The organism is Burkholderia paludis (assembly GCF_000732615.1).
GTDB classification, from domain to species: domain Bacteria; phylum Pseudomonadota; class Gammaproteobacteria; order Burkholderiales; family Burkholderiaceae; genus Burkholderia; species Burkholderia paludis.
Genome location: NZ_JPGL01000059.1, coordinates 45,147 through 67,410, shown reverse-complemented (window position 1 = coordinate 67,410; position 22,264 = coordinate 45,147). Strand labels below are relative to the sequence as shown.

The window sequence follows — 22,264 nt, the reverse complement described above, 5'->3', positions numbered from 1 at the left end:
GGCGATGGTCGCCGCGTTCCAGAAATGGGATCGCGAGATCGGTTCGCAGAAGTCGAAGTAACGCATGGACCGGCGGGGGGCGGCGCGCCCCCCCCGCCGGGGGGCGGGTGCGAACCGCCATTTTTTTCATTTCTGCCGAGGTGCCATGGGCACGCATGTCTCGTCGTCTCAAGATTCCGCCGCGCGGCCGCGCGCGCAGCACGTTGCCCGGGTCGGGCTGTATACGGTGCTGCTGGTGCTCGCGCTGTGGGTCATCCGTGATTTCATTCCCGCCATCGCCTGGGCCTGCGTGATCGCCATCGCGATGTGGCCGCTGCTGAAACGCTTCGAATCGCACCGGCTGTTCCGCGACCGGCCGACGCTGATCGCGCTCGTCATTACCGCGGCGATCTCGCTGCTGGTCGTGCTGCCGGTGGCCGTCGCGGCGACCCAGGCCATCGGGCAGGCGCATGACCTGCGCGAGTGGCTGCGCACCGTCCAGGACAACGGCATTCCGGTGCCGGACGTGGTCGGCCGGCTGCCTTACGGCGCGGCGCAGGTCACCGAGTGGTGGCAGGCCAACCTGGGCCATCCGCTGCATGCGGCCAGCGCGATGCACGGCGTCAACAGCGAGAAATTCCTCGCGTTCGGCCGGCAATTCGGCACAAAGCTCGCGCATGGCCTGCTCGAATTCGGCTTCATGCTCGTCACGCTGTTCGTGATCCTGCGTGCGGGCCACAAGCTGTCGGGCGCGCTGCTGCAGGGCGCGCGGCGCGCATTCGGGGCCAACGGCGCCGAACTGATCGAGCGGATGGTCGCGGCCGTGTTCGGCACGGTGACGGGGCTGGTCGTCGTCGGGCTCGGCGAGGGCGCGCTGCTCGGCATCGCGTATGCGCTGGCGGGCGTCCCGCACGCGGCGCTGCTCGGCCTCGTCACGGCGATCGCGGCGATGCTGCCGTTCTGCGCGCCGATCGTGTTCTGCGGCGCGGCGCTCTGGCTGTTCGTGCACGGCGCGACCGCATGGGCCGTGGTCGTCGCGGTACTCGGTTTCGTCGTCGTGTTCGTCGCCGAGCATTTCGTGCGGCCGGTGCTGATCGGCAGCTCGGCCCGGCTGCCGTTCCTGCTCGTGCTGTTCGGCATCCTCGGCGGCGCCGAGACGTTCGGCCTGATCGGGCTGTTCGTCGGCCCCGCGCTGATGACGGTGCTGACGATGCTGTGGGCCGAATGGATCGCGTGACGATGCCTGCCGTGGCGGCGGCCTGCAGCGCCGGTGCGGCAGGCAGGCTCACGAGGACGCGGGGCCGCCGCCACGCGGTCGCCATCGTGTCGCCATTGCAGCGCCATCGGGCCTCAACGACCTGCGATGGTCCGGGCCGTGAGGCGGGCATGCATTGCGGCGATCCGGAAAAAGATCTCTACATTTCTTTTCGATCCTGGCCCAAAGGTCGAGTAGCATGAGGCTTTCGAACACGCCGGCATGGCGCAGCAGATTTTTCCAAGCATGCGATTGATTTCGATGTCCCGCCCTGCAGCGACGTTGTCCCTGGCTGCCAGCTGCCTGATGCTGCATGGCTGCACGTGGTTCGACTCGTGGCTGCCGTTTTCGTATTCGCGCACGCCGCTCGCGCGGGCTGCGTCCCGGCATGGCGCGACGCGCGCCGATGTCGTCCGCGCCGGCGGCAACCCGCGCAGCGTCTGGATGGTCCGCAACGGCAGCGGCGTCTGCTACAACTACTTTATCGAGCACGGCAACGATCACCGTGCGTACTTCGTCGTGTTCGACAAGGCCGGCGTCGTCACGCAGCGCGGCTTCGACAGCTGCATGGACGCCGACCGCAAGGGCATGCTCCAGCCGGGCAAGGCCGCTGCACGCTAGCGCGACGGCCTTGCCGGCCCGGCGTCACGCGATCGTGTCGACCACGCCGCCGTCCACCCGCAGCGCGGCGCCCGTCGTCGCCGAAGCGAGCGGCGAGCACACGTAGACCACCAGGTTCGCGACTTCCTCGGGGGTTGCCGGCCGCTGGATGATCGAGCTGGCGCGATGGTTGCGCACGAAATCAACGGCCACGTCCTCGACGCTGCGCCCCGTTTCGTCGGCCGTTTCCTTCAGCAGCGCCCGCACGCCGTCCGACATCGTCGGCCCCGGCAGCACCGAATTGACGGTCACGCGGGTGCCGGCCGCGAGCTTCGCGAGGCCGCGCGCGATCGACAGCTGCGCGGTCTTCGTGAACCCGTAGTGAATCATGTCGACCGGGATGTTCAGGCCGGATTCCGACGAAATGAACACGATGCGCCCGGCATTGCGTTCGATCATTCCCTTCAGGTAGTGCCGCGCGAGGCGGACGCCCGACATCACGTTGGTCTGGAAGTAATGCTCCCATTCGGCGTCGTCGATGTCGAAGAACGCCTTCAGGCCGTAGATGCCCGCGTTGTTGACGAGGATGTCGGCGGCGGGCGTGTGCTGCGTGATGCGTGCGACGCCGGCCGCATCGGACAGGTCGGCGGCGACGCCGTCGAAGCCTGCGCCGGGGACGGCGGCGCGCAGGTGCGCGAGCGCGGACTGCACCGATGCGTCGCTGCGGCCGTTGACGACGACGCGCGCGCCGGCGCGCGCGAGCCCTTCGGCGATCGCGAGCCCGATGCCGGCGGTGGAGGCGGTGACTACCGCGGTCTTGCCATTCAGATCGATCTGCATGAGCGTGACGGGAGATGAGGGAACGGAAACCGCCGCGGGTGCCGCGGCGGACGGAACTCAAAGCTTAGGAAATTTCCGGCCCGCAGGCCATCCCGCCAGCGCGATCGCGCGGCGTCGACGCAAACGTTCCGGATGCTGAAGTGACGCGCGGCCGGTTCGTGTGCCGCGACCGTGCGAGATTCCTGCCGGCTCGGGGCGATCGAGCGCGAGGCCGGGATCGCGCGCGTTTCGCCGGCGGTAGCTCTAACCGGTGACGCGTCCTCCGTCCGCGGCGGCTGCGTGCCGGCATCCGGCCCGAAAGGACCGGCGCCATGGCCGATGCCGGCGGATTTCGTGCATGCCGCCAGCCTGTCTCGCGCCCCTTGTCCGCGGAATTCGCGAGCCATCCGCAATGGAAGGCGACTATCAGGGGCACATGGCGAACCAGTCCCACCAATAGTATCCAAACAGCTCCTGGGTACTTCTTTCCAGCGTGTAGAGCCCGAAGCAGGCGCCAAGCGTTTCTATCCCGCTTGTTCTCGCCCTGGCGGTGACGCTGGAGAACGTCTGCGATTTCGTCAGCGGCGGCAGACCGTCGGCAGTTTCCGGGTTCAGTTGTACGGCGTGTACTTCGAGGAATTCCGGCGAAAACTGATTGAAAACTTGCTGGCCGAACAGGTGGGCAACCTGATAAACGAGCACGGCGTCGTTCGAGTTCTCATAGATGGATACCGCCCTGAGCGACACGGTATCGCCCGGGTGCAGCGTCAGAGGCGGTTTGGCCGGGTCATTCCCGATCGGTCCGCCTCGCGCCCCGGTGTAGAGCAGGCGCACGGCGCGATGATCGACGGCGATCGGCGACTCGGGGTGCTTGCTCGGATTCGGGTACCGCCGCTTGATGTATTCCGTGTCGATTACGGCCAGGATGTCGATCTGCTGCGCGGACGCGTTGAGATTGATGCTTCCGGGATCGGCTGTCATACGTGGTGCTCCATGTGGGCTTCATGGCGGGAAAGGGGCGACGCCCCGTGAGGCGTCGCGCAGGCTCTGTCGGCTCGAACCGCTGCCGTATGGCGTCGGAGCGCGTGGTCGGGACGCTTGCCTCAGGCAGCGTAGGCTTGCCACGTCCAGTAGAAGTAGCCGAACAGCTTTTTGCTGTTGGGTTCCCGCGTATAAAGCGCGAAAACCGTTGCCAGGCTCTCGGATCCGGACGATTTTGCGATGGAGTTGAAGCTTTGGAAGACTCGGGATTGCGCCGCGCTCGCGATGATGTCGGGCGTCTCGTCGGCACTCGATGCACCGGTCTGTTCGATGGTGTGCGTGGCAAACTTGTTGAAGACCTGGTCGCCCGAGAAGTGCTGGACGTTGTAGATCAACGCGGAGTCTTCCGAATTGTCGGACAGCGACGTCCCCATCAGGGATACCTTGTCGCCAACCTGCAACCTCAGGTTCAGTTTGCCCGACCCTTCCGCACTGCTCACGCCGGTCAGTTGGCTGTTGACCATGAACACGGCATTGCTGGTGATGCCCGTCGGGTGGCTCGCGCTCTTGCTCGGGTTCGGATAAAACTTCTTTACATAATTGGTGTCGATAATCGCAAGGATGTGAATGGATTGAGCGACTTTTTCAATATTGATGTTGTTCGGATCGACTTCCATTTGAATTCCTCCGTGGTGGGATGGTTTCCCGTTCGGTACGAATGGCGCATCGGCGATGCGCTTTCCCAGTATTATCCTTTTGCACTCCTGTTTGTACCTGTCAGGTTTGATGGGGAATTTGAAAAATGCATTTTTTAATTTTGGGGTCGGAGGCGATGCTGATCTGGCGGGAAATATCCGCTGATTTTCGATTCAATGGAAAATAAGGGCAACAAGCACTGCGGTCTGATTATGAATTTGGCGCGGGTGAGTTGAATTCGCGTGCGCAAGCAATTGACCGCGTTGCGATCGGGGTTCTTCTCGCCGCAACAGCCTGGAGCGCATTGGCCGCATTCGATTCGACCGTCAAAGGGGCATGGTGCATGACGGTTCAAGACGGACTTTGTGCTTTTCGTACGATCGTCCAGTCGACAGCCGAAAGATCTGTCCGGTTATTGCGCATGGTCCGACGACCGAGGCGTAATAGACTGTAATTGATGTTTTAGGTTTTTTGTGGTCCGAATTAATTTGTTTTTAGTTTGATAAAACCTGTTTACTTCGACAGGTGTGTTTGATTTGAAAATGGAGGATATTGATCGTGACGCAGGAGTGATGCGTCTCCGGATTTAAATTCATAACGTGTATTGAATGGAGGTTGACCATGGCTTCCGAAGTGATCCTTGCATCAAGCGCGCAGGACATCAACATCCTCGTGGTTATCGACACGGAATGGGTGAAGAAGACGTACCCGAATCCGAGTCAGGATCAGAAGAATCCGACGGGCATCGCGCACAATGGCCAGTTCATGCTTTGCACCGGCGCGCGTGACGTCAAAGGGCAGGGTACGGCCGATCTGGAATTCACCGCGTATCCTCGCGACCGCGTCCTGTTTGCCGGCGTGTCGATCTACGACAACTCCGACGACGCCGTGATCGTCTACGACATCAAGCACTTCAAGGGCGATCAGGTATTCAATCAGTTCAGCTGCAACACGGTCGTCCGCAACGGCGCAGTGGAACCCAATCCGGACTCGCCGACCCGGAACGGCCTTCCGCCGCTGCATAAACAGCTCACGTTCGCGACTTTCGACTCGTCGATCAAGAACAGCGGCACCGAATATTTCGGCGTTTGCTTCGGTCTTTACAAGCTTGTCGGCGGGCAGAATCAAGAACTGGTCGGGTACTACTGGTGGGATCCGAAGGTCTACGTGCCGGCCTGATCGCCAGATCGTGACCCGAGCGTCCGAGCAGGCGGAAACGCTGGCCAACGCCCGGTACAGGGCAGGTACGTCGTAAGCGCGAAACGCACCGCGTGCCGGCGCATCGGAGGGGGCAGGATGGCGCCCGCGATCATGTTCGCGGGCGCCATTCATTTCAGGTGAACGCGCTTGTTCGAATGCGTCCGTCGACGGGCAATCGAGGCTCGCCCGCGAACGTGGCCGGTTGCGGGGGGCTCGATGGATTCGTCGATCGACTGCCGCGCCTGCTCGTGCGTGGCGAAGCGTTGCCGACGGCCCCGTTCGTTCTTCAGCGTTCCCGCGGGCGATCCGATCCGGAGCGATCCGGCGTCGCTGCCGGACGATCCGGTTGCACGGCGCCGCCCAGTCTTGTACGGTGAGCGTTCGCCGTCCAAGCCGGGAGTCTGCCGCGTGAGCCGTACCGCCAACCGATCCGTCGTTCCTTCGCCGTTCTGGCGCGATGCCGCATTGCCGTTCATCGAGGCGCGTACCGTCGACGACGGGCGCGCGATCTGCTACACGAAGCACACGCACGATACGTTCTCGGTCGGTGCGATCGTCGGCGGCACGAGTACCTACGTGAACGGCGCGACGAACGAGCACGTCGGGCGCGGCGTGCTGGTGATCATCGATCCGGAGCAGGTGCATGCGTGCAACCCCTACGGCACCGATGCATGGGCATACCGGATGGTCTATGTCGACGTGCCGTGGCTCGCGCGGCTGCAGCACTCGCTGGGCCGCGATCCGAACTGCGATTTCCACGGGTTTTCGCCGAAGTTGACTGAACGGGGCGACCTGTTCGCGCAATTTGGCGGCTTCTACCGCACGCTCGTGTCGCCTGGCGTCGATCCGCTCGGCAAGGAAAGCGCGGCGGTCCGGTTCTTCACGGCGCTGCACGGCGCGCTCGATCGGGAGCTGCCCGTCGTGCGGCCGCGCGACGACAACGCCAGGCTTGCGCGCGCGGCCGACTACATCGCCGCGCACTGCCGGGAAGGCGTCACGCTCGATGCAATCTGCGAGGCGGCGGACCTGTCGCCGTCCTACCTGATCCGTGCGTTCAACGCGCGCTACGGCATGACGCCGCACGCGTTCCTGATCGATCGCCGCGTGCAGTACGGCCGCGCGGAGCTGCGGCGCGGCCGGCCGATCGCCGACGTCGCGCTCGACGCGGGCTTTGCCGACCAGGCGCATTTCCAGCGCGCGTTCCGTCGGATCGCGGCGGCGACGCCCGGGCAATACCGCGGCGCGACGAACTGAGCGGCACGCCCCGGGGCCGGTGATCGGCGCGAACGAGCCCTATGCGTCGAGCAGGAACAGCGCGCTGCCCGCGAGCAGCAGCGCCATCAGCCGGTTGAACAGGCGCATGCGCCGCGCATTCGCGAGCCGGTGCCGCAGCGATGCACCCGCATAGCCCCAGCACGCGATCGACGCGAAGCAGATCACCAGGTACAACGCGGCGAACTGCCAGACCTGCGCGCGGTCGCCGTCGGCCGCATACGCCCCCATCGCGGCCACGCACGCGAGCCACGCCTTCGGATTCAGCCACTGCATCGCCGCGCCGGACGTCGCCGACGGGCCGGCCACGTCCGGGTTGTCCGACAGCCGGCCATCGTCGAGCGCGAGCCGCAGCGCCATGTAGAGCAGGAACGCGATCCCCGACCACCGCGTTGCGGTCGTCAGCACGGGCCAGCGCGCGAGCGCCGCGTGCAGGCCGAGCCCGATCAGGAGGAACAGCGCGACGAAGCCGAGCGTTGCGCCGGCCGCATAGCGCAGGCTCGCGCCGAGGCCGTGGCGTGCGCCCGCGCTGAGCGCGACGATGTTGACGGGACCGGGGGTGATCGACGAGGCCAGCGCGAACGCGGCCATCGAAACCAGCATGCTCATTGGATGTCTCCATGCGAAATGTCGAAAGTCGCATCGAGACTACGGGAGCCGCATCGTCCCGTATTGAAGAAAACTGCCCTCGGCGGCGCGGGCCCGCCGCCGGTCAGTGCAGGGCGCGCGGCGCGTGCGCCGGCCGCGCGTCGGCCGGCGCGGCCGCACCGGCCGGGCGAAGCGCGCCGCTTGCGTACGGCTGGGTCGACACCGAGAAGCCGAACGTGTTGATGCCGCCCGCGCACGCGACGAAGACGCTGCCGCCGTGCATTTCCGCCACGGCCTTGACGATCGACAGTCCGAGCCCGTGGTTCTCCTTGCTGTTCGCACGCGCTTCCTCGAGCCGGTAGAAGCGTTCGAAGACGTGCGAGCGCCGAGCGGGGTCGATCGGCTCGCCCGGGTTCGAGACGGCCATCTCCACGCGTGCGTCGCGGCGCGTGATCGTCACGTTGACCGTCGCGCCGGGCGCCGAATGCTGGATCGCGTTGATCAGCAGGTTCGTCATCGCGCGGCGGAACAGCGACGGATCGACGGCCGCGCGCGCGTCGCCGTGCAACTCGGCGTGCAACTGCGCTTCGTCGAGCGGGATTTCGAGGAAGTCGAGCATGCGTCGCACCTCGTCGGCGAGCGACACGTCCTTCAGGTCGGTCGCGCGTTCGCCCCGGTCGCTGCGCGACAGGAACAGCATGTCGTTGATGATCACGCGCAGCCGCTCGAATTCCTCGAGGTTCGACTGCAGCGTCTGCTGCATCCGCTCGACGGAGCGGTCGCGGCTGGTCAGCGCGACCTGGGTCTGGCCGATCAGGATGCTGATCGGCGTGCGCAGCTCGTGCGCGACGTCCGCGTTGAACGCCTCGAGCCGCGCGTAGGTTTGCTGGATGCGTTCGAGTGCGCCGTTGAACGACGCGGCCAGGTCGCGCAGCTCGGCCGGCAGCGCGTCGGTCTGCAGCCGCTGACGGCGGTTCGCGAGGCTGATGTCCGATGCGTCCTGCGACAGCCGGTCGAGCGGCGCGAGCCCGAAGCGGGCGACCGCGCGGCTCAGCAGCAGCGTGATGACCGTCGCGATCGCGATCAGGGCGGCGAGCGTCCAGCCGAAGCGGCGCAGCATCCGCTGCGTGCGCTCGCACGAGCTGGCGACGATCAGCTTCAGCGTCGGCCGCGCGCCGTTGCCGGGCACGGTGACGGTCTTCGTCATCACGTCGTAGGTGCTGTCGTTGAGCGCGTAGCGCTGGAACGCGCCGAACGGCGCGCCGACGGGCACGCCGTTGACGGGCTTGCCGAAGCGGAAGTCCGGGTTCGGGCTGTCGACCTGGTAGCGCGTCGAGCCGTCCGGCGGTTCGAGGTCGGCGAGCTTCTCCTGCATCAGGCGCCCGCGCTCGGGCGTGAGCGCGTGCGACACGATCATCTCGGCGACCTTGGTGCGCGTGTCGAGCGTGGCGCGCAGCTCGGCGAACAGTTGCCGCTCCATCATCACGAACAGCCCGCAGCCGACCAGCGTGAACACGAGCAGCGACACGATGCCGAACATCGCCGAGAGCCGCAGGACGATCGAGCGTTTCATGCCGGCCTCTCGGTGTCGCCGTCCTCGCGCGCCTCGAGCACGTAGCCCATGCCGCGGATCGTGTGCAGCAGCTTGTCCGCGAACGGGCCGTCGAGTTTCGCGCGCAGGCGCTTGATCGCCGTCTCGACGACGTTCGCGTTGCTGTCGAAGTTCACGTCCCACACGAGTTCGGCGATGGTCGTCTTCGACAGCACCTCGCCGCTGCGCCGCGCGAGCACGCCGAGCAGCTGGAATTCCTGGGCCGTGAGGTCGAGGCGCGCGCCGTCGCGGGTCGCGCGGCGGCCGATCAGGTCGACCCGCAGATCGCCGATCGAGATCAGCGTCGATTCCTGCACGCGCGCGCGGCGCGTCAGCGCCCGCAGCCGTTCGATCAGCTCGAGAAACGAGAAGGGCTTGGTCAGGTAGTCGTCGGCGCCGCCGCGCAGCCCGCGCACGCGATCGTCGACGCGGTCGCGCGCGGTCAGCATGATGACGGGCGTCTGCTTCTGCGCGCGCAGCGCGCGCAGCACGCCGAAGCCGTCCAGCTTCGGCAGCATCACGTCCAGGACGACCACGTCGTAGTCGAATTCGACGGCCTTCCATGCGCCGTCCTCGCCGTCGAGCGCGGTGTCGACGACCCAGCCTTCCTCGGTCAGGCCGCTCTTCAGGTATTCGACGACTTTCGGTTCGTCTTCGACGATCAGGACTTTCATGTTCGAATCCGTTGTCCGGGTAATCCGGTTAAGGGCTCGGGGGCGCAGCAGCCGGCGCCGCGGCGGCGACCTCGGCCGGCGCGGCGCCGCCCGGGGCCGGCGCTTCCCAGCCGCCGCCCAGCGCCTTCGCGAGAAACACGACGAGCGCCGCGCGCTGGCCCTGGATCTGCACGGCCTGCCGCTCGCTCGTCAACAACTGCTGTTCGGCCGTCAGCACGTCGATGAACGGTGTCAGCCCGCCCGCGTAGCGGTCCTGCGCGAGCGACACGAGCTTGCGCGCGTCGTCGACGGCCGCCGCGGCCTGCTGCGCGGCCTCGGCGAGCACCGACAATCCCGTGACCGCATTTTGCACCTCCTGGAACGCGGTGAGTACGGTCTGCCGGTAGCTGGCCTGCGCGGCGACGTAGCCCGCCTGCGCGAAATCGACGCCGGCCTTCAGCTTGCCGCCCTCGAACAGCGGCTGGCTGAGCGAGCCGCCGACCGACCACAGCAACGCCGGCACGGTGAACAGGCCCGCGAAGCGCGTCGCATCCCAGCCGATATCGGGCGACAGCGCGATGCGCGGGAAATACGCGGCGCGCGCGACGCCGATCTGTGCGTTCGCGGCGGCCATCGCGCGCTCGGCCGACGCGACGTCGGGACGCCGCTGCAGCACGTCGCTCGGCAGGCCGGTCGGCAGCGCCGGAGCGTTGATCGGCACGACGCGCGGCGCGATCGAGAAGGCCGGGGCCGGCGTGCCGACCAGCGTCGCGATCGCGGTCTCGACCTGCACGCGCTGCTGGAGCAGCAGTTGCGCCTGCGTGCGCGTCGCGTCGAGCTGCGCGCGCTGCTGCAGCAGGTCGAGGCCCGACACCGCGCCGAGGTCGTGCCGCGCGCTCACGTAGTCGAGCGCCTTCTGCTGCAGGTCGATCGAGCGCTTGACCACGTCGATCTCGGTGTCGAATTCGCGCAGCGCGAAGTAGCTCGACGCGAGATCGGCGGTCAGCACCAGGCGCGCGTTCGCGAAATCGTCGTGTGCCTGCTCGGTGCTCGCCTGCGCCGATTCGACGCTGCGGCGCACCCGGCCGAACAGGTCGAGCTCGTAGCTCACGCTCGCGCCGAGCTGGATGTCGTTCTGCACGGTCGACGCGTTCGGCGTCGCGTAATTGGTTTGCGGCCGGTCGGCCGAGATCTTGAAGCGCTGGCCGCCCGCGTTCAGGCCGACGGCCGGATACTGCGCCGACGCGACCGACGCGAGCGTCGCCTTCGCCTGGTCGTAGCGCGCGGCGACGGCCTTCAGGTTCTGGTTGTTGCGCAACGCCTCGGCTTCCAGCGCGTCGAGCTGCGGATCGCCGAACGCGGTCCACCAGGCCGGGTCGAGCGGTGCATGGGCCGGCGCGGCCGGATGCCAGTACGCGTCGGCCGGGTCGAGCCGCCACGCGGCCGGCGTATCGACGTCGGGGCGCCGGTAGTCGGGGCCGACGGTGCAGCCGGCGAGGGCGGCCGCGACGGCGAGGGCGGCCGATACGGCAACGGCGGCGGGCCGCCGGCGAACGCGCACGGCGATCACGACTTCGCCCCCGCGGCGCCCGATGCGGGCTTGGCGGCCTGCGCGGCCACGATCACCTGGTCGCCGTTCGCGAGCGCATCGCTCGGGTTCGCGACGAGGCGGTCGTTCGGCGTGAGCGGGCCGTCGACTTCGAGCGTCTGCCCGATCGTGCGCACGACCGTCACCGGTTTCAGCCGGACCTGGCCGTTCGCGTCGACCGAGGCGACCGTCGGCCCTTCGGCGCGGAACAGCAGCGTGTTGGACGGCACCTGCAGGCGGCCGACCGGCGTCATCGGCAGCGTCGCCTGCACGTATGCGCCGGGCAGCAGCCGGCCGTCCGGGTTCGGCAGCGTGATCTCGATCTGCAGCGAACGCGTCGCGACGTCGATCGCCTCGGACGTGCGCGTGATCGTGCCGTCGAACGTCCGGCCCGGCAGCTCGGCCTGCGCGACGCTCACGTGCTGCCCGACCTTCACCTGCTGGGCGTACGCCTGCGGCACCTGCACGTACAGCCGCAGCCGGTCGGCCTGGACGACCGTGAACAGCGAGCGGCCCGCGTTGCCGGAGCTGACGAGATCGCCGACGTCGACGTTGCGCTGGGTGACGATCCCGTCGATCGGCGCGACGATCCGCTGGAAGCCCTTCAGCTCGGTGAGCCGGCGCATGTTCGCATCGGCCGCGGCGAGGTTCGCGGTGCCCTGGTTGAACGCGCCTTGCCGGTCGTCGAGTTCCTGCTGCGATACGGCGTCGCGCTGGCGCAACTGCTGCGCGCGGTCGAACGACGTCTTCGCGAGCGCGAGCGAGGCCTGCGCCTGTTGCCGTTGCGCGGTGGCCTGCGCAAGCTCCTGGTTCAGCTCGGGCGTGTCGAGTTCGGCGAGCAGTTGCCCCTGCTTCACGTGCGCGCCGATGTCGGCCTGCCAGCGCAGCACGTAGCCGTTCGCGCGCGCGAAGATCGGCGCCTCGACGAAGCCGCGCAGCGTGCCGGGCAGCGTCAGCTTGCCGCCGGTGGCGGCGTCGACCGGATGCACGACGTTGACGTACTGGCGCGTGTTCTGCTCGGCGATCGCGTCGAGCCGGTTGCGATTCAGCAGATCGACGACGATCGTGCGGGCGGCGCCGGCGGCCAGCAGCACGCCGATCACGATCAGCACGACCCGGCCGCGCCGCGACACCGACGTGCGGGTCGGCAGGTGCATGCCGTGTTCGTCCACCTGGATGCCGACGGAGCTGTGATGTTTCTCTTCCATGAATTCAACCAATTCAACCGGGTAATGGGGCGAAAGTCAGTGTCCGGCCTGGCGCGCCCGCCGGCGGGCCAGCCGCGCGTGCACGCCGCCGAACACCAGCGGCACGAACAGCAGGGTCGACACGGTCGCGAACAGCAGGCCGCCGATCACCGCGCGGCCGAGCGGCGCATTCTGCTCGGCGCCTTCGCCGAGACCGAGCGCCATCGGCACCATCCCGATGATCATCGCGAGCGCCGTCATCAGCACCGGCCGGATCCGCGTCGCGCCGGCTTCCAGCGCGGCCGTGAGCGGCGGCGCGCCGGCCGCGAGACGCTGGCGCGCGAACGACACGACCAGGATGCTGTTCGCGGTGGCGACGCCGACCGTCATGATCGCGCCCGTCAGCGCCGGCACGCTCAGGTGCGTGCCGGTGACGAACAGCATCCACGCGATGCCGGCAAGCGCGGCCGGCATCGCGCTGATGATGATCAGCGGATCGAGCCACGACTGGAAATTCACGACGATCAGCAGGTAGACGAGCACGATCGCCATCGCGACGCCCGCGCCGAGGCCGATGTACGACGTGCGCATCGTCTCGACCTGCCCGCGCATCGTCAGGTCGGTGCCCCGCGGCAGCGTCGCGCGCGCGTCGGACACGATGCGCTCGATCTCGCCCGCGACCGAGCCGAGGTCGCGGCCCTCGACGCTCACGTACAGGTCGATCGCCGGGCGGATGTTGTAGTGCGTGATCACGGCCGGATTCGCGGCGCTGTGCACCTGCACGAGGTTGCCGAGCAGTTGCAGCGGCGTGCCCGCGCGGCCGCTCGCCGAAATCGGCGTGCCGAGCAGATCGTCGACCGACGCGATGTTGTATTGCGGGGTCTGGATCTGCAGCGGGTACTGGACGCCGGTTTTCGGGTTGATCCAGAACGACGGCGTGGTCTGAGAACTGCCGGACAACGAGATCAGCATGTTCTGCGCGACGTTCTGCGCCGAGAGGTTGAGCTGCTGCATGCGCGTACGGTCCATGTCGGCCAGCAGGGTCGGCTCGTCGTTGCGCTGCAGGACGTGCACGTCGACGGCGCCGGGGATTTGCCTGACTTTTTTCATCAGGCTGCTCGCTATCGCCATGTTACTCGCGAGATCGTTGCCGAGCACCTGCACGTCGATCGCGGCCGGCTGCCCGAAGTTGAGGATCTGCGTGATGATGTCCGACGGCTGGAAGAAGAACTCGACGCCCGGGAAGCGTTCGGGCAGCAGCGTGCGCAGCGTCTGCACGTAGTGCTGGGTCGCGCGGTGGCCGGGCTTGAGCGCGATCAGCAGCTCGCCGTCGAGCGTGCCGATCGTGCCCGCGTTGCTGTACGACAGGTTGATGCCGCTCACCGGCAGCCCGAGGTTGTCGACGATCGTGCCGAGTTCGTCGGGCGGCACGACCTCGCGGATCGTGCGTTCGACCTGGTCGGCGAGCCGTGCGGTTTCCTCGATCCGGTAGCCGGTCGGCGCGCGCATGTGCAGCCGGATGTTGCCGGAATCGGCGTTCGGGAAGAAGTCGCGGCCGAGCACGAACACGAGGCCGGTCGACAGCACGCAGAAGCCGAGGAAGCAGGTCGCGTAGAAGCGCCGCCGCACCAGCAGGATGCTGAGCAGCACGATGTACCACGCGCGCAGCCGCTCGAACGAGTTGTTGAACGCATGATGCACGCGGGCGAAGTGCGACGTCGAATGATCCGGGCCGGTGCTCGCCTGCTGCGGGCGGAACAGCAGCATCGCGAGCGTCGGCACCAGCGTGCGCGACAGCACGTACGACGCGAGCATCGCGAACACGACCGCTTCCGCGAGCGGCACGAACAGGAAGCGCGCGACGCCGGTCAGGAAGAACATCGGCACGAACACGATGCAGATGCACAGTGTCGACACGAACGCGGGCACCGCGATCTCGCCCGCGCCTTCGAGGATCGCGTCGTGCAGGCCGGTGCCGAGGTGCAGGTGGCGCTCGATGTTCTCGATCGTGACGGTCGCGTCGTCGACCAGGATCCCGACCGCGAGCGCGAGCCCGCCGAGCGTCATGATGTTGATGGTCTCGCCGAGCGCGGCCAGCACGATCAGCGACGTGAAGATCGACAGCGGAATCGAGATCGCGATGATCAGCGTGCTGCGCCAGTTGCCGAGGAACAGCAGGATCATCATCGCGGTCAGCACGGCGGCGATCAGCGCCTCGTGGATCACCCCCTGCACGGCGGCGTCGACGAACACCGACTGGTCGAACAGCGGCGTGATCGTGAGCCCCTCGGGCAGCGTCGGGATCACCTTCGGCAGCAGCGCCTTCAGGTCCGATACGACCTTCAGCGTCGACGCGTCGCCGGTCTTCAGGATCGACACCAGCACGCCGCGCTGGCCGTTCTGGCGCACGACGTTGGTCTGCGGCGCGAAGCCGTCGCGCACGGCCGCGACCTCGCGCAGGTAGGTCGTCGCGCCGTTGACGGTCTGGATCGGCAGGTTGTTGATGTCGGCGACCGTGTCGGCCGACGCGTTGGTGTCGATCCGGTATTCGGTCGGGCCCATCTTCGCGGTGCCGGTCGGCAGCACGAGGTTCTGCGCATTGACCGCGTTGACGACGTCGGCCGGCGTGAGGCCCTTCGCGAGCAGCGCCTGCGGATCGAGGTCGATCGCCACCACGCGCGTGCGGCCGCCGTACGGGAACGGGATCTGCGCGCCCGGGATCGTGATCAGTTGCGGCCGCAGGAAGTTGAGCGCGATGTCGGCGAGCGACTGCTCGCTGAGGGTCGTGCTCGACAGCCCGAGCTGGATCACCGGGATGCTCGACGCGGAATAGGTGATCACGAGCGGCGGCGTGGCGCCCTGCGGCATCTGCCGCACGATCGCCTGCGCGGACGAGACCGTCTGCGCGATCGCCGTCTGCACGTTCGCGCCCGGCTGCAGGAATACCTTGACGACCGCGATGCCGGGCAGCGACGTCGACTCGATGTGCTGGATGTTGTTGACGGTCGTCGTCAGGATCCGCTCATGCACGGCCGTGATGCGGTTCGTCATCTCCGTGGCGGAGAAGCCGGTGTAATTCCAGATCACGCTGATCACGGGAATGTTGATCGCGGGCAAGACGTCGACGGGGGTGCGCATCAGCGCAAGCGGGGTGGCCAGCACGATCATGATGGCCATCACGATGAACGTGTAGGGGCGCCTGAGCGCAAGATTGACGATCCACATGGAGGCAGCGGGACAGGCGGTGATCAGGCGTCGGTGAACGGAACCCGAATGATAGGCGTCGGGGCGGAACGGGTTACTGGCGCGAAACTGGCAGATTTGTCAGGTAGGGGCGCGACCGCCGGACAACGATTCGGCAGAGGAAATGCACGGCGTCGCGGCGACCGGAAAACGGCCGCGATACCGGACGCAGGCGCTGCAGCGGCGACGCTTCCGTCCGTCGGTCCGCGCCGCGCTCAGATCTGCTCCATCCCGACGCGCGCGAGCGCCCCCAGGTCGACGACTTCGATCTGGTTGTACGCGAGCCGCAGCGCGCCGAGCTTCTCGAGCTGCTGCAGCGCCTGGTTGATCCGCTGCCGCGACACGCCGACCAGCATCCCCAGCTCCTCCTGCGAGATCGACAGCGACGGGCCGGTGTCCGGGTACAGGTCGGGGTTGAAGAGTTGCACGAGCGCCTGCGCGACGCGCGCGTCGACGTCGAGCAGCCGGCTGTTCTGGATCGACGCGATGAACTCGCCCATCCGGTTGTTCAACTGGTGGATCACGAAGCGCGTGAACGGCAGGCTCGTGTCGAGCAGCGCATGGAACGTGTCGACCGGCACGAACAGCACGGACGAGCGCTGGATCGCGACGACCTCGTACTTGCGCAGTTCGCGCTTGATCACGCTGCCTTCGCCGAACCAGCCGCCCGACGGCACGCCGGAAAACGTGCAGCCGCGCCCGGACACGTTGAAGATCGCGAGCTTCAGCAGCCCGCGGTGCACGCCGATCCAGTACTCGGACGGCGCGAGCCGGTGCGCGATCACGTCGCCGGCCTCGCATTGCGTGACGTGCGACTGTGCGAGCACGAGCGCCTGGTGTTCGGGCGCGAGTGTGCGGAACCACGCGCACTGGCCGAACAGCGTCGACAGCGCCGGCAGCGGGTCCGGTTCGGAGACGGCGACGGCCGGGCGGGCGGTCGGGTCGGGCGGGGCAACGAGAGGGTCGTGCATGGACGAGGGTTTGCGAGGATAGGGATAACGCGCAGCGCGCAGGCGGCACTCTGTCGTTTCGATGACAGACGGCTCACAATAGCGCCCGTTAGGCTGTCGGCAATTGAACCACATCAAAACGATCCGGGGTGGAGGCGCTCCGGTCGACGGAACATGGGAGACACGATCATGACGCAGATGTTCGAGGCCGGACTCGGCCGCCGCGACGCCAACTACGTACCGCTTACCCCGCTCGACTTCCTGGTCCGGACGGCCGAAGTCTACGGCGAACGCCTCGCGATCGTGCACGGCGACGTGCGGCGCACCTGGGGCGAGACCTATGCGCGCGCGAAGCAGCTGGCGAGCGCGCTCGCGCGGATCGGCGTCGAGCGCGGCGACACGGTCGCGGCGATGCTGCCGAACATCCCGGCGATGGTCGAGGCGCACTTCGGCGTGCCGATGGCCGGCGCCGTGCTGAACACGATCAACACGCGGCTCGACGTGCCGTCGGTGCTGTTCATGCTGCGTCACGGCGAGGCGAAGGTGCTGATCGTCGATACCGAATACGCGGAATTCGCGCATCGCGCGGCGCTGGAGATTCCGGGCCTGAAGATCGTCAGCGTGGCCGACGCGATGCCGGCCGATCCCGCGCGCTTCGCGGGCGCGACCGACTACGAGGCGTTCGTCGCCGGCGGCGACGCCGACTACGCGTGGACGCCGCCCGCCGACGAATGGGACGCGATCGCGCTGAACTACACGTCCGGCACGACCGGCGACCCGAAGGGCGTCGTGTACCACCATCGCGGCGCGTATCTCGCGGCGATCAGCAACCTCCTCGAATGGGACATGCCGAAGCACGCCGTCTACCTGTGGACGCTGCCGATGTTCCACTGCAACGGCTGGTGCTTTCCGTGGGCCGTCGCGGCGCGCGCGGGCGTGAACGTCTGCCTGCGCCGGTTCGACGCGAAGACCGTGTTCGACCTGATCCGCCGCGAACGCATCACGCACTACTGCGGTGCGCCGATCGTGCAGAGCGCGATCGCGAACGCGCCGGCCGAATTCCGCGAGGGGATCGACCACACGGTGCACGCGATGGTGGCGGGCGCGGCGCCGGCGCCGGCCGTGATCGCGAAGATGAAGGAGATCGGCTTCGACTTGCTGCACGTGTACGGGCTGACCGAGGTGTACGGCCCGGCGACCGTGTGCGCGAAGCAGTCGCACTGGGACGCGCTGCCCGACGACGAGCGGGCGCGCCTCAACGCGCGCCAGGGCGTGCGCTACCACCTCGAGGCCGGCGCGACGGTGCTCGATCCCGACACGATGGCGCCGGTGCCGGCCGACGGCGAGACGCTCGGCGAGATCATGTTCCGCGGCAACATCTGCATGAAGGGCTACCTGAAGAACCCGAAGGCGACCGACGAGGCGTTCCACGGCGGCTGGTTCCATACGGGCGATCTCGGCGTGCTGACGCCCGACGGCTACATCCGCATCAAGGATCGCCGCAAGGACATCATCATCTCCGGCGGCGAGAACATCTCGAGCATCGAGGTCGAGGATGCGCTGTACCGGCATCCGGCCGTCGCGGTCGCGGCCGTCGTCGCGATGCCCGACCCGAAATGGGGCGAAGTGCCGTGCGCGTTCGTCGAGCTGCGCGAAGGCGCGAGCGCGACCGAGGAGGAGATCGTCGCGCATTGCAGGCAGCTGCTTGCCGGCTTCAAGGTGCCGAAGGCCGTGCGGTTCGGCGAGCTGCCGAAGACGTCGACCGGCAAGATCCAGAAATTCCAGCTGCGCACCGCGGTCGGATCGGAGAAGGCGATCGACCTGGCCGGCGGCGATACGCCGGGCGGGAAGACGCGGTAAGCCGCAGCCCGCGGGTTGCATGCGCGCCGCGGCGGCCGGCCCGGGTCAGGCGCGGATCGTCATCAGCGCGGGCAGCGTCGAGACGTCCGGCTGCACGTCGAGGTGCCACAGCCAGTCGAGCGTGCGGCGGGTCTGCGCCGTCTTCCAGTAGGGCCGCACGCACCGGGCGAACTTGGTTTCGAAATCGGCGCGCGTCATCGGATGGTGCGGGAAGCCCGGCAGGTCGTCGACTTCGCGTGCGAACCGGCGCCCGTCGTCGGTCACGACGGTCACGCGGTTCGGCGCGTACTGCGGATAGCGCGCGGTCAACGCCGGATCTTCCACGACCGTGATCCGTTCGATCAGCGCATGCAGCTTCGGGTCGCGCAGTGCGGCCGGCGTGTAGCTCGCGGTCGTGATGTCGCCGTCGAGCATCGCACGCGCGACCACGTACGGCAGGCTGTGATCGGCGGTCTCGCTGGTCTCGGGCGCCCATTTCTGCCGGTCCTTCCCCGCGGTGACGTAGCCGACCTGCGTCGTCGCGATCTCGATGCTGCGAATGCGTCCGAGGTCGCCGACCTGCGCGGCGACCTCGATCGCCGCCGGAATCGACGTCTGCGTGAGCCCCTGGGCCGGGTAGTACTTCACGATGCAGTCGTTGATGCGGAAACGCCCGCCGCGTCCGCCGAACTGCGTCAGGTCGACGTCGAAGGCGCCCGAGATCTGCTTGAAGAAGCCGGCATTGCCCTCGAAGATCGGCGACGGCCCGGTCAATCCCTCGCGCGCCAGGCGCGTCGCGAAGATCGCGTTGCGCGCGGCGTCCGCGTCGGCCAGCGCCTTCCAGTTCGACAGTTCCTGGATGCGCGTCTGGTTGAGCGCCATGTGCCCGTTGATCGAGAGATTCACGGCCTGCACGAGCTGCGGCCGCGTCAGCGCCATCAGCCGGCCGGTCGCGAGCGCGACGGCCGGCAGGCTGTAGCAGGTGTGATCCCAGCCGCGCGGGCTGATCGCGGCCGCGTCCATCAGGCGGCAATTGATCTCGTAGGCCAGCGCGATCGCGAGGATCAGGTCGCGGCCGCTGCTGCGCTGCGATTCCGCCACGGCCAGGCACGGCGCGACGTTGTCGCTCGGGTGGCCGGTTTCCTTGCCCGCATACGCGTCGTTCAGGTCGAAATAGCGCAGCGCGGCGCCGTTCGCGAACGCCGCGAGGTCGGGCGTCGTGCGCTGCGCGGTGCCGAGCAGGGTCGACGCGCCGCCGCCCGTCGCAAGCGCGACCTGCCGGGCGATGCGGACCGGCGCTTCGTCGTGGGCGGCGATCGCGCAGCCGAGCGCGTCGATGAAGTGCGACTTGACGGTTTCGACCGTGGCCGCGTCGAGATCCTCGTAGCGCAGCGAGGCGGCGTAATCCGCCAGCCGCTGGGCGAGGGTGTCGGGCGTCGCGAGCGTCTGCGCGCGGGCGTGCAACGGCACGGCGGCCGCGACGGCGGCGCTCGTCAGGGTGGACAGGAAGTGGCGTCGGTTCATGGTGTGGATCATCGTGAAGAAAGGTCGTGAAACGGGCGGACGGAAGCCGGGCGGCGCTAGAACAGCTTGCGCATGCCGACGGCGACGCCGAGCGAGCTGTTGCGGTTGCTCGCGAGCGAATAGTTGAGGATGTGGTAGTTGTAGTCGTCGAAATCGAGTGCGGCGCGCCATGCGTAGCCGCCGGTGACGTAGAGCGTGGTGGCCTTCGACAGTGCGTAGTTGAGTTGCACCGTGACCTGCTTCGGGTTGTCGGGGTCGGGCGCCGGCTGGCCGGCCGCGGGATTCTGCTTGCCGATGTCCTCGTAGTAGAACGCACCGATCACCTGCAGCGCGGGCGTGACCATGTAGCGCGTGCCGAGCCAGTAGAAATTGAAGCGCGTGACGACGCCGGGCGTGGTGACGTTGCCGTTCGCATGGGCGAAGCCGGCGACCAGCTGCGCGACGCCCACCGTGTAGATCGCGGAGGCCGCGTAGCGCCGGAAATGGGTGATGTCGGCGGGCAGCGTGCCGTTGACGTTGTCGTAGGCGGCGGCCACCGACAGCGCCGGCCCCGCGTACTCGAAGCCGAACCCCGAGGCCGCGCCGCTGCGAAACGATCCCGGCGTGCCGCCGAACGAGTAGTGCGCCTGGATCGCGACCGGCCCGTAGGTCACGCGGTATTTCGCCATGTTGTTCTCGCGGAAGTTCTGCCCGACGATCGCGCCGGCGGGCTCGTAGATCGTCGAGTACGCGACGGTCGGCGAGTAGTGTTCCATCACGTCGAAGAGCGTCGTGTACTGGCGGCCCAGGCGCAGCGTGCCCCATGTGTCGTGCTGCAGGCCGACCCAGGCGGCGCGGTCGAAGCCGCCGGAGTTGGTGCCGTTGTTGAGGTTGATCGTGCTTTCCAGCCGGAACACGGCCTGCCAGCCGCCGCCGAGCGCCTCCGCGCCCTTGATGCCCCAGCGCGAGCCGCTTTTGCCGCCGGAGCCCATCCGCACGAGCGAACCGGAGCCGTCCGGCGTGGCGGCGCTCTGGTGCGTGAGGTACTCCATGTAGATATCGGCGACGCCGTACAGCGTCAGGCTGCCTTGCGCGCTCGCGGTGGCCGAGGCCATGCCGAGGCCGCACAGCGCGACCAGCTTCTTTTTCATCGTTGTCTCCTGATTTTCGGTGTTGTTGTTTGGGTGTCGGTCATGCGGATCTGCGCGACAGCCGGCGTGCGACGCGCCGTGCCGCGCCCGCGACGCGCATCGCCGCGGGGCCGCGCGGCCGCCGGCCGCGTGCGGCCACGAGGCCGTGCCGCGTGCGAACCGGTGCCTAGCGCGGCGCGGCCTGCGCGCGGCTCATGACCGCCCGGCGCCGCGCAAGCACGCGCCGCGCGCGCTCGACCACCGGCGCGTCGACCATCTTTCCGCCGACGCGCAGCGCGCCGAGCCCGTCCGCGCGCGCGGCGTCGTATGCGTCGACCAGCGTTTGCGCGGCCTGGATCTCGTCATCCGTCGGGGCGAAGGCGTGGTTGAGGATCGGCACCTGCGCGGGATGGATGCAGGTGGCGCCGGCGAAGCCCATGGCCTTCGAGCGTTGCGCCATGCGTGCGAACGCATCGAGATCGTCGAGCGAGTCGGGCGTGCCGGCGAGGCCCAGCGGCAGCACGCCGGCCGCGCGCGCGGCGATGACCAGCAACTGCTTGGGCACGTTCAGCACGTCCGCGCTCGCGTCGCTCTCGCAGTGCAGCGCGAAATCGCCGCCGCCGAGCATCAGCGCGGCGATGCGCGACGATGCGCGGGCGATCCGCGCTCTTGCCTCGAATGCGCCCGGCGTCTCGATCATCGCGATCACGCGGGTCGCGCCGTGTGCGATGGCGTGTTCGTCCTCCAGTTCGCCGAGCAGCGCGTCGACGGCCTCGAGGTGCGACGCGCCGAGAACTTTCGGGATCGCGACGCCGCCGGCTCCGGCGGCCACGGCCGCGCGCAGGTCGATCGCCAGGTGTTGTAGCGACCCGTTGACCCGCACCAGCACGTCGCTGCCCGCCGCCTTCAGGCGCGGCACGGCCGCCGCCAGCGCGTCGCGCGCGAGCGCCTTCCGGTCGGCCGGCACGCTGTCTTCGAGGTCCAGCAGCAGCGCGTCGGCGCCGCACGTCGCGGCCTTGTCGACGAAGCGCGGGACGTGGGCCGGCACGTACAGCAGCGAGCGCCAGTCGGGTGCGTGGGTGGCGAGGTTTTTCATAAGCGATCTTTAAAAATGAAAGTGACTTTCATTTTTTCGTGGATCGTGATGGTTCGTCAATATCGATGTTTACCCGGAAAAACAAGGCGATTGG

General features: G+C 67.9%; 18 protein-coding genes. 5 read left to right on the top strand and 13 right to left on the bottom strand.

Features of this window, described 5'->3' with window-relative positions; genetic code table 11:
* The first annotated feature begins 145 nt into the window (after nt 1-145).
* Together GQ56_RS0129750 and GQ56_RS0129745 are read left to right on the top strand one after the other, a co-directional pair.
* On the top strand, nt 146-1,216 hold the full coding sequence (locus GQ56_RS0129750) for an AI-2E family transporter (RefSeq protein WP_031402132.1): 1,071 nt from the start codon (nt 146-148) through the stop codon (nt 1,214-1,216).
* Nucleotides 1,217-1,480: 264 nt separating this feature from the next.
* Nucleotides 1,481-1,855 carry a hypothetical protein gene (locus GQ56_RS0129745; protein WP_052000982.1) on the top strand — a complete coding sequence of 125 codons (375 nt, stop codon included), beginning with the start codon at nt 1,481-1,483 and terminating at the stop codon, nt 1,853-1,855.
* 24 nt (nt 1,856-1,879) lie between these two features.
* Here GQ56_RS0129745 and GQ56_RS0129740 read toward each other — a convergent pair whose 3' ends face one another.
* The 3 genes from GQ56_RS0129740 to GQ56_RS0129730 all read right to left on the bottom strand — a co-directional run bounded on the left by GQ56_RS0129740 (nt 1,880) and on the right by GQ56_RS0129730 (nt 4,311).
* Nucleotides 1,880-2,674, bottom strand: a complete 795-nt coding sequence (locus GQ56_RS0129740; protein WP_031402130.1) for an SDR family NAD(P)-dependent oxidoreductase — start codon at nt 2,672-2,674, stop codon at nt 1,880-1,882.
* A 405-nt stretch (nt 2,675-3,079) separates the two neighbouring features.
* Nucleotides 3,080-3,634: an inclusion body family protein gene (locus GQ56_RS0129735; protein ID WP_031402129.1), complete on the bottom strand. Its 555-nt coding sequence runs from the start codon at nt 3,632-3,634 to the stop codon at nt 3,080-3,082.
* Between the two features lie 122 nt (nt 3,635-3,756).
* A complete protein-coding gene (locus GQ56_RS0129730; RefSeq protein WP_031402128.1) occupies nt 3,757-4,311 on the bottom strand; it encodes an AidA/PixA family protein in 555 nt (184 codons plus the stop codon).
* 640 nt (nt 4,312-4,951) lie between these two features.
* Here GQ56_RS0129730 and GQ56_RS0129725 point away from each other — a divergent pair.
* Nucleotides 4,952-5,509: an inclusion body family protein gene (locus GQ56_RS0129725; protein WP_031402127.1), complete on the top strand. Its 558-nt coding sequence runs from the start codon at nt 4,952-4,954 to the stop codon at nt 5,507-5,509.
* Between the two features lie 429 nt (nt 5,510-5,938).
* Nucleotides 5,939-6,784, top strand: coding sequence for an AraC family transcriptional regulator (locus tag GQ56_RS0129720; RefSeq protein ID WP_031402126.1), 846 nt, complete (start codon nt 5,939-5,941; stop codon nt 6,782-6,784).
* A 39-nt stretch (nt 6,785-6,823) separates the two neighbouring features.
* Here the strand turns inward: GQ56_RS0129720 and GQ56_RS0129715 are convergent, their stop codons facing one another.
* The 7 genes from GQ56_RS0129715 to GQ56_RS0129685 form a co-directional block, all read right to left on the bottom strand.
* Entirely contained in the window at nt 6,824-7,411 is a 588-nt protein-coding gene (locus GQ56_RS0129715) for a LysE family translocator (protein WP_031402125.1), read from the bottom strand.
* 103 nt (nt 7,412-7,514) lie between these two features.
* Nucleotides 7,515-8,963: a heavy metal sensor histidine kinase gene (locus GQ56_RS0129710; protein WP_031402124.1), complete on the bottom strand. Its 1,449-nt coding sequence runs from the start codon at nt 8,961-8,963 to the stop codon at nt 7,515-7,517.
* Nucleotides 8,960-9,655: a heavy metal response regulator transcription factor gene (locus GQ56_RS0129705; protein ID WP_031402123.1), complete on the bottom strand. Its 696-nt coding sequence runs from the start codon at nt 9,653-9,655 to the stop codon at nt 8,960-8,962. Before GQ56_RS0129705 ends, GQ56_RS0129710 begins: the two co-directional genes overlap by 4 nt.
* A gap of 28 nt (nt 9,656-9,683) precedes the next feature.
* The gene (locus GQ56_RS0129700; RefSeq protein ID WP_034196841.1) at nt 9,684-11,195 is read right to left on the bottom strand and encodes an efflux transporter outer membrane subunit; all 1,512 of its coding nucleotides are present in this window, start codon (nt 11,193-11,195) and stop codon (nt 9,684-9,686) included.
* A gap of 5 nt (nt 11,196-11,200) precedes the next feature.
* A complete protein-coding gene (locus GQ56_RS0129695) occupies nt 11,201-12,430 on the bottom strand; it encodes an efflux RND transporter periplasmic adaptor subunit (RefSeq protein ID WP_031402121.1) in 1,230 nt (409 codons plus the stop codon).
* Nucleotides 12,431-12,466: 36 nt separating this feature from the next.
* A complete protein-coding gene (locus GQ56_RS0129690) occupies nt 12,467-15,634 on the bottom strand; it encodes an efflux RND transporter permease subunit (RefSeq protein WP_031402120.1) in 3,168 nt (1,055 codons plus the stop codon).
* Between the two features lie 233 nt (nt 15,635-15,867).
* Nucleotides 15,868-16,623, bottom strand: a complete 756-nt coding sequence (locus tag GQ56_RS0129685) for a Crp/Fnr family transcriptional regulator (protein WP_031402119.1) — start codon at nt 16,621-16,623, stop codon at nt 15,868-15,870.
* Between the two features lie 168 nt (nt 16,624-16,791).
* On the opposite strand from GQ56_RS0129685, the gene GQ56_RS0129680 reads away from it, so the two are divergent.
* Entirely contained in the window at nt 16,792-18,462 is a 1,671-nt protein-coding gene (locus tag GQ56_RS0129680; protein ID WP_031402118.1) for an acyl-CoA synthetase, read from the top strand.
* Between the two features lie 45 nt (nt 18,463-18,507).
* Here GQ56_RS0129680 and GQ56_RS0129675 read toward each other — a convergent pair whose 3' ends face one another.
* The 3 genes from GQ56_RS0129675 to GQ56_RS0129660 form a co-directional block, all read right to left on the bottom strand.
* Complete coding sequence (locus GQ56_RS0129675; RefSeq protein WP_031402117.1) at nt 18,508-19,965, bottom strand: MmgE/PrpD family protein; 1,458 nt, start codon at nt 19,963-19,965, stop codon at nt 18,508-18,510.
* 56 nt (nt 19,966-20,021) lie between these two features.
* Nucleotides 20,022-21,095, bottom strand: a complete 1,074-nt coding sequence (locus tag GQ56_RS0129670) for a porin (RefSeq protein ID WP_031402116.1) — start codon at nt 21,093-21,095, stop codon at nt 20,022-20,024.
* Nucleotides 21,096-21,261: 166 nt separating this feature from the next.
* Entirely contained in the window at nt 21,262-22,170 is a 909-nt protein-coding gene (locus GQ56_RS0129660) for an HpcH/HpaI aldolase/citrate lyase family protein (RefSeq protein ID WP_031402115.1), read from the bottom strand.
* Nucleotides 22,171-22,264 lie beyond the last annotated feature (94 nt).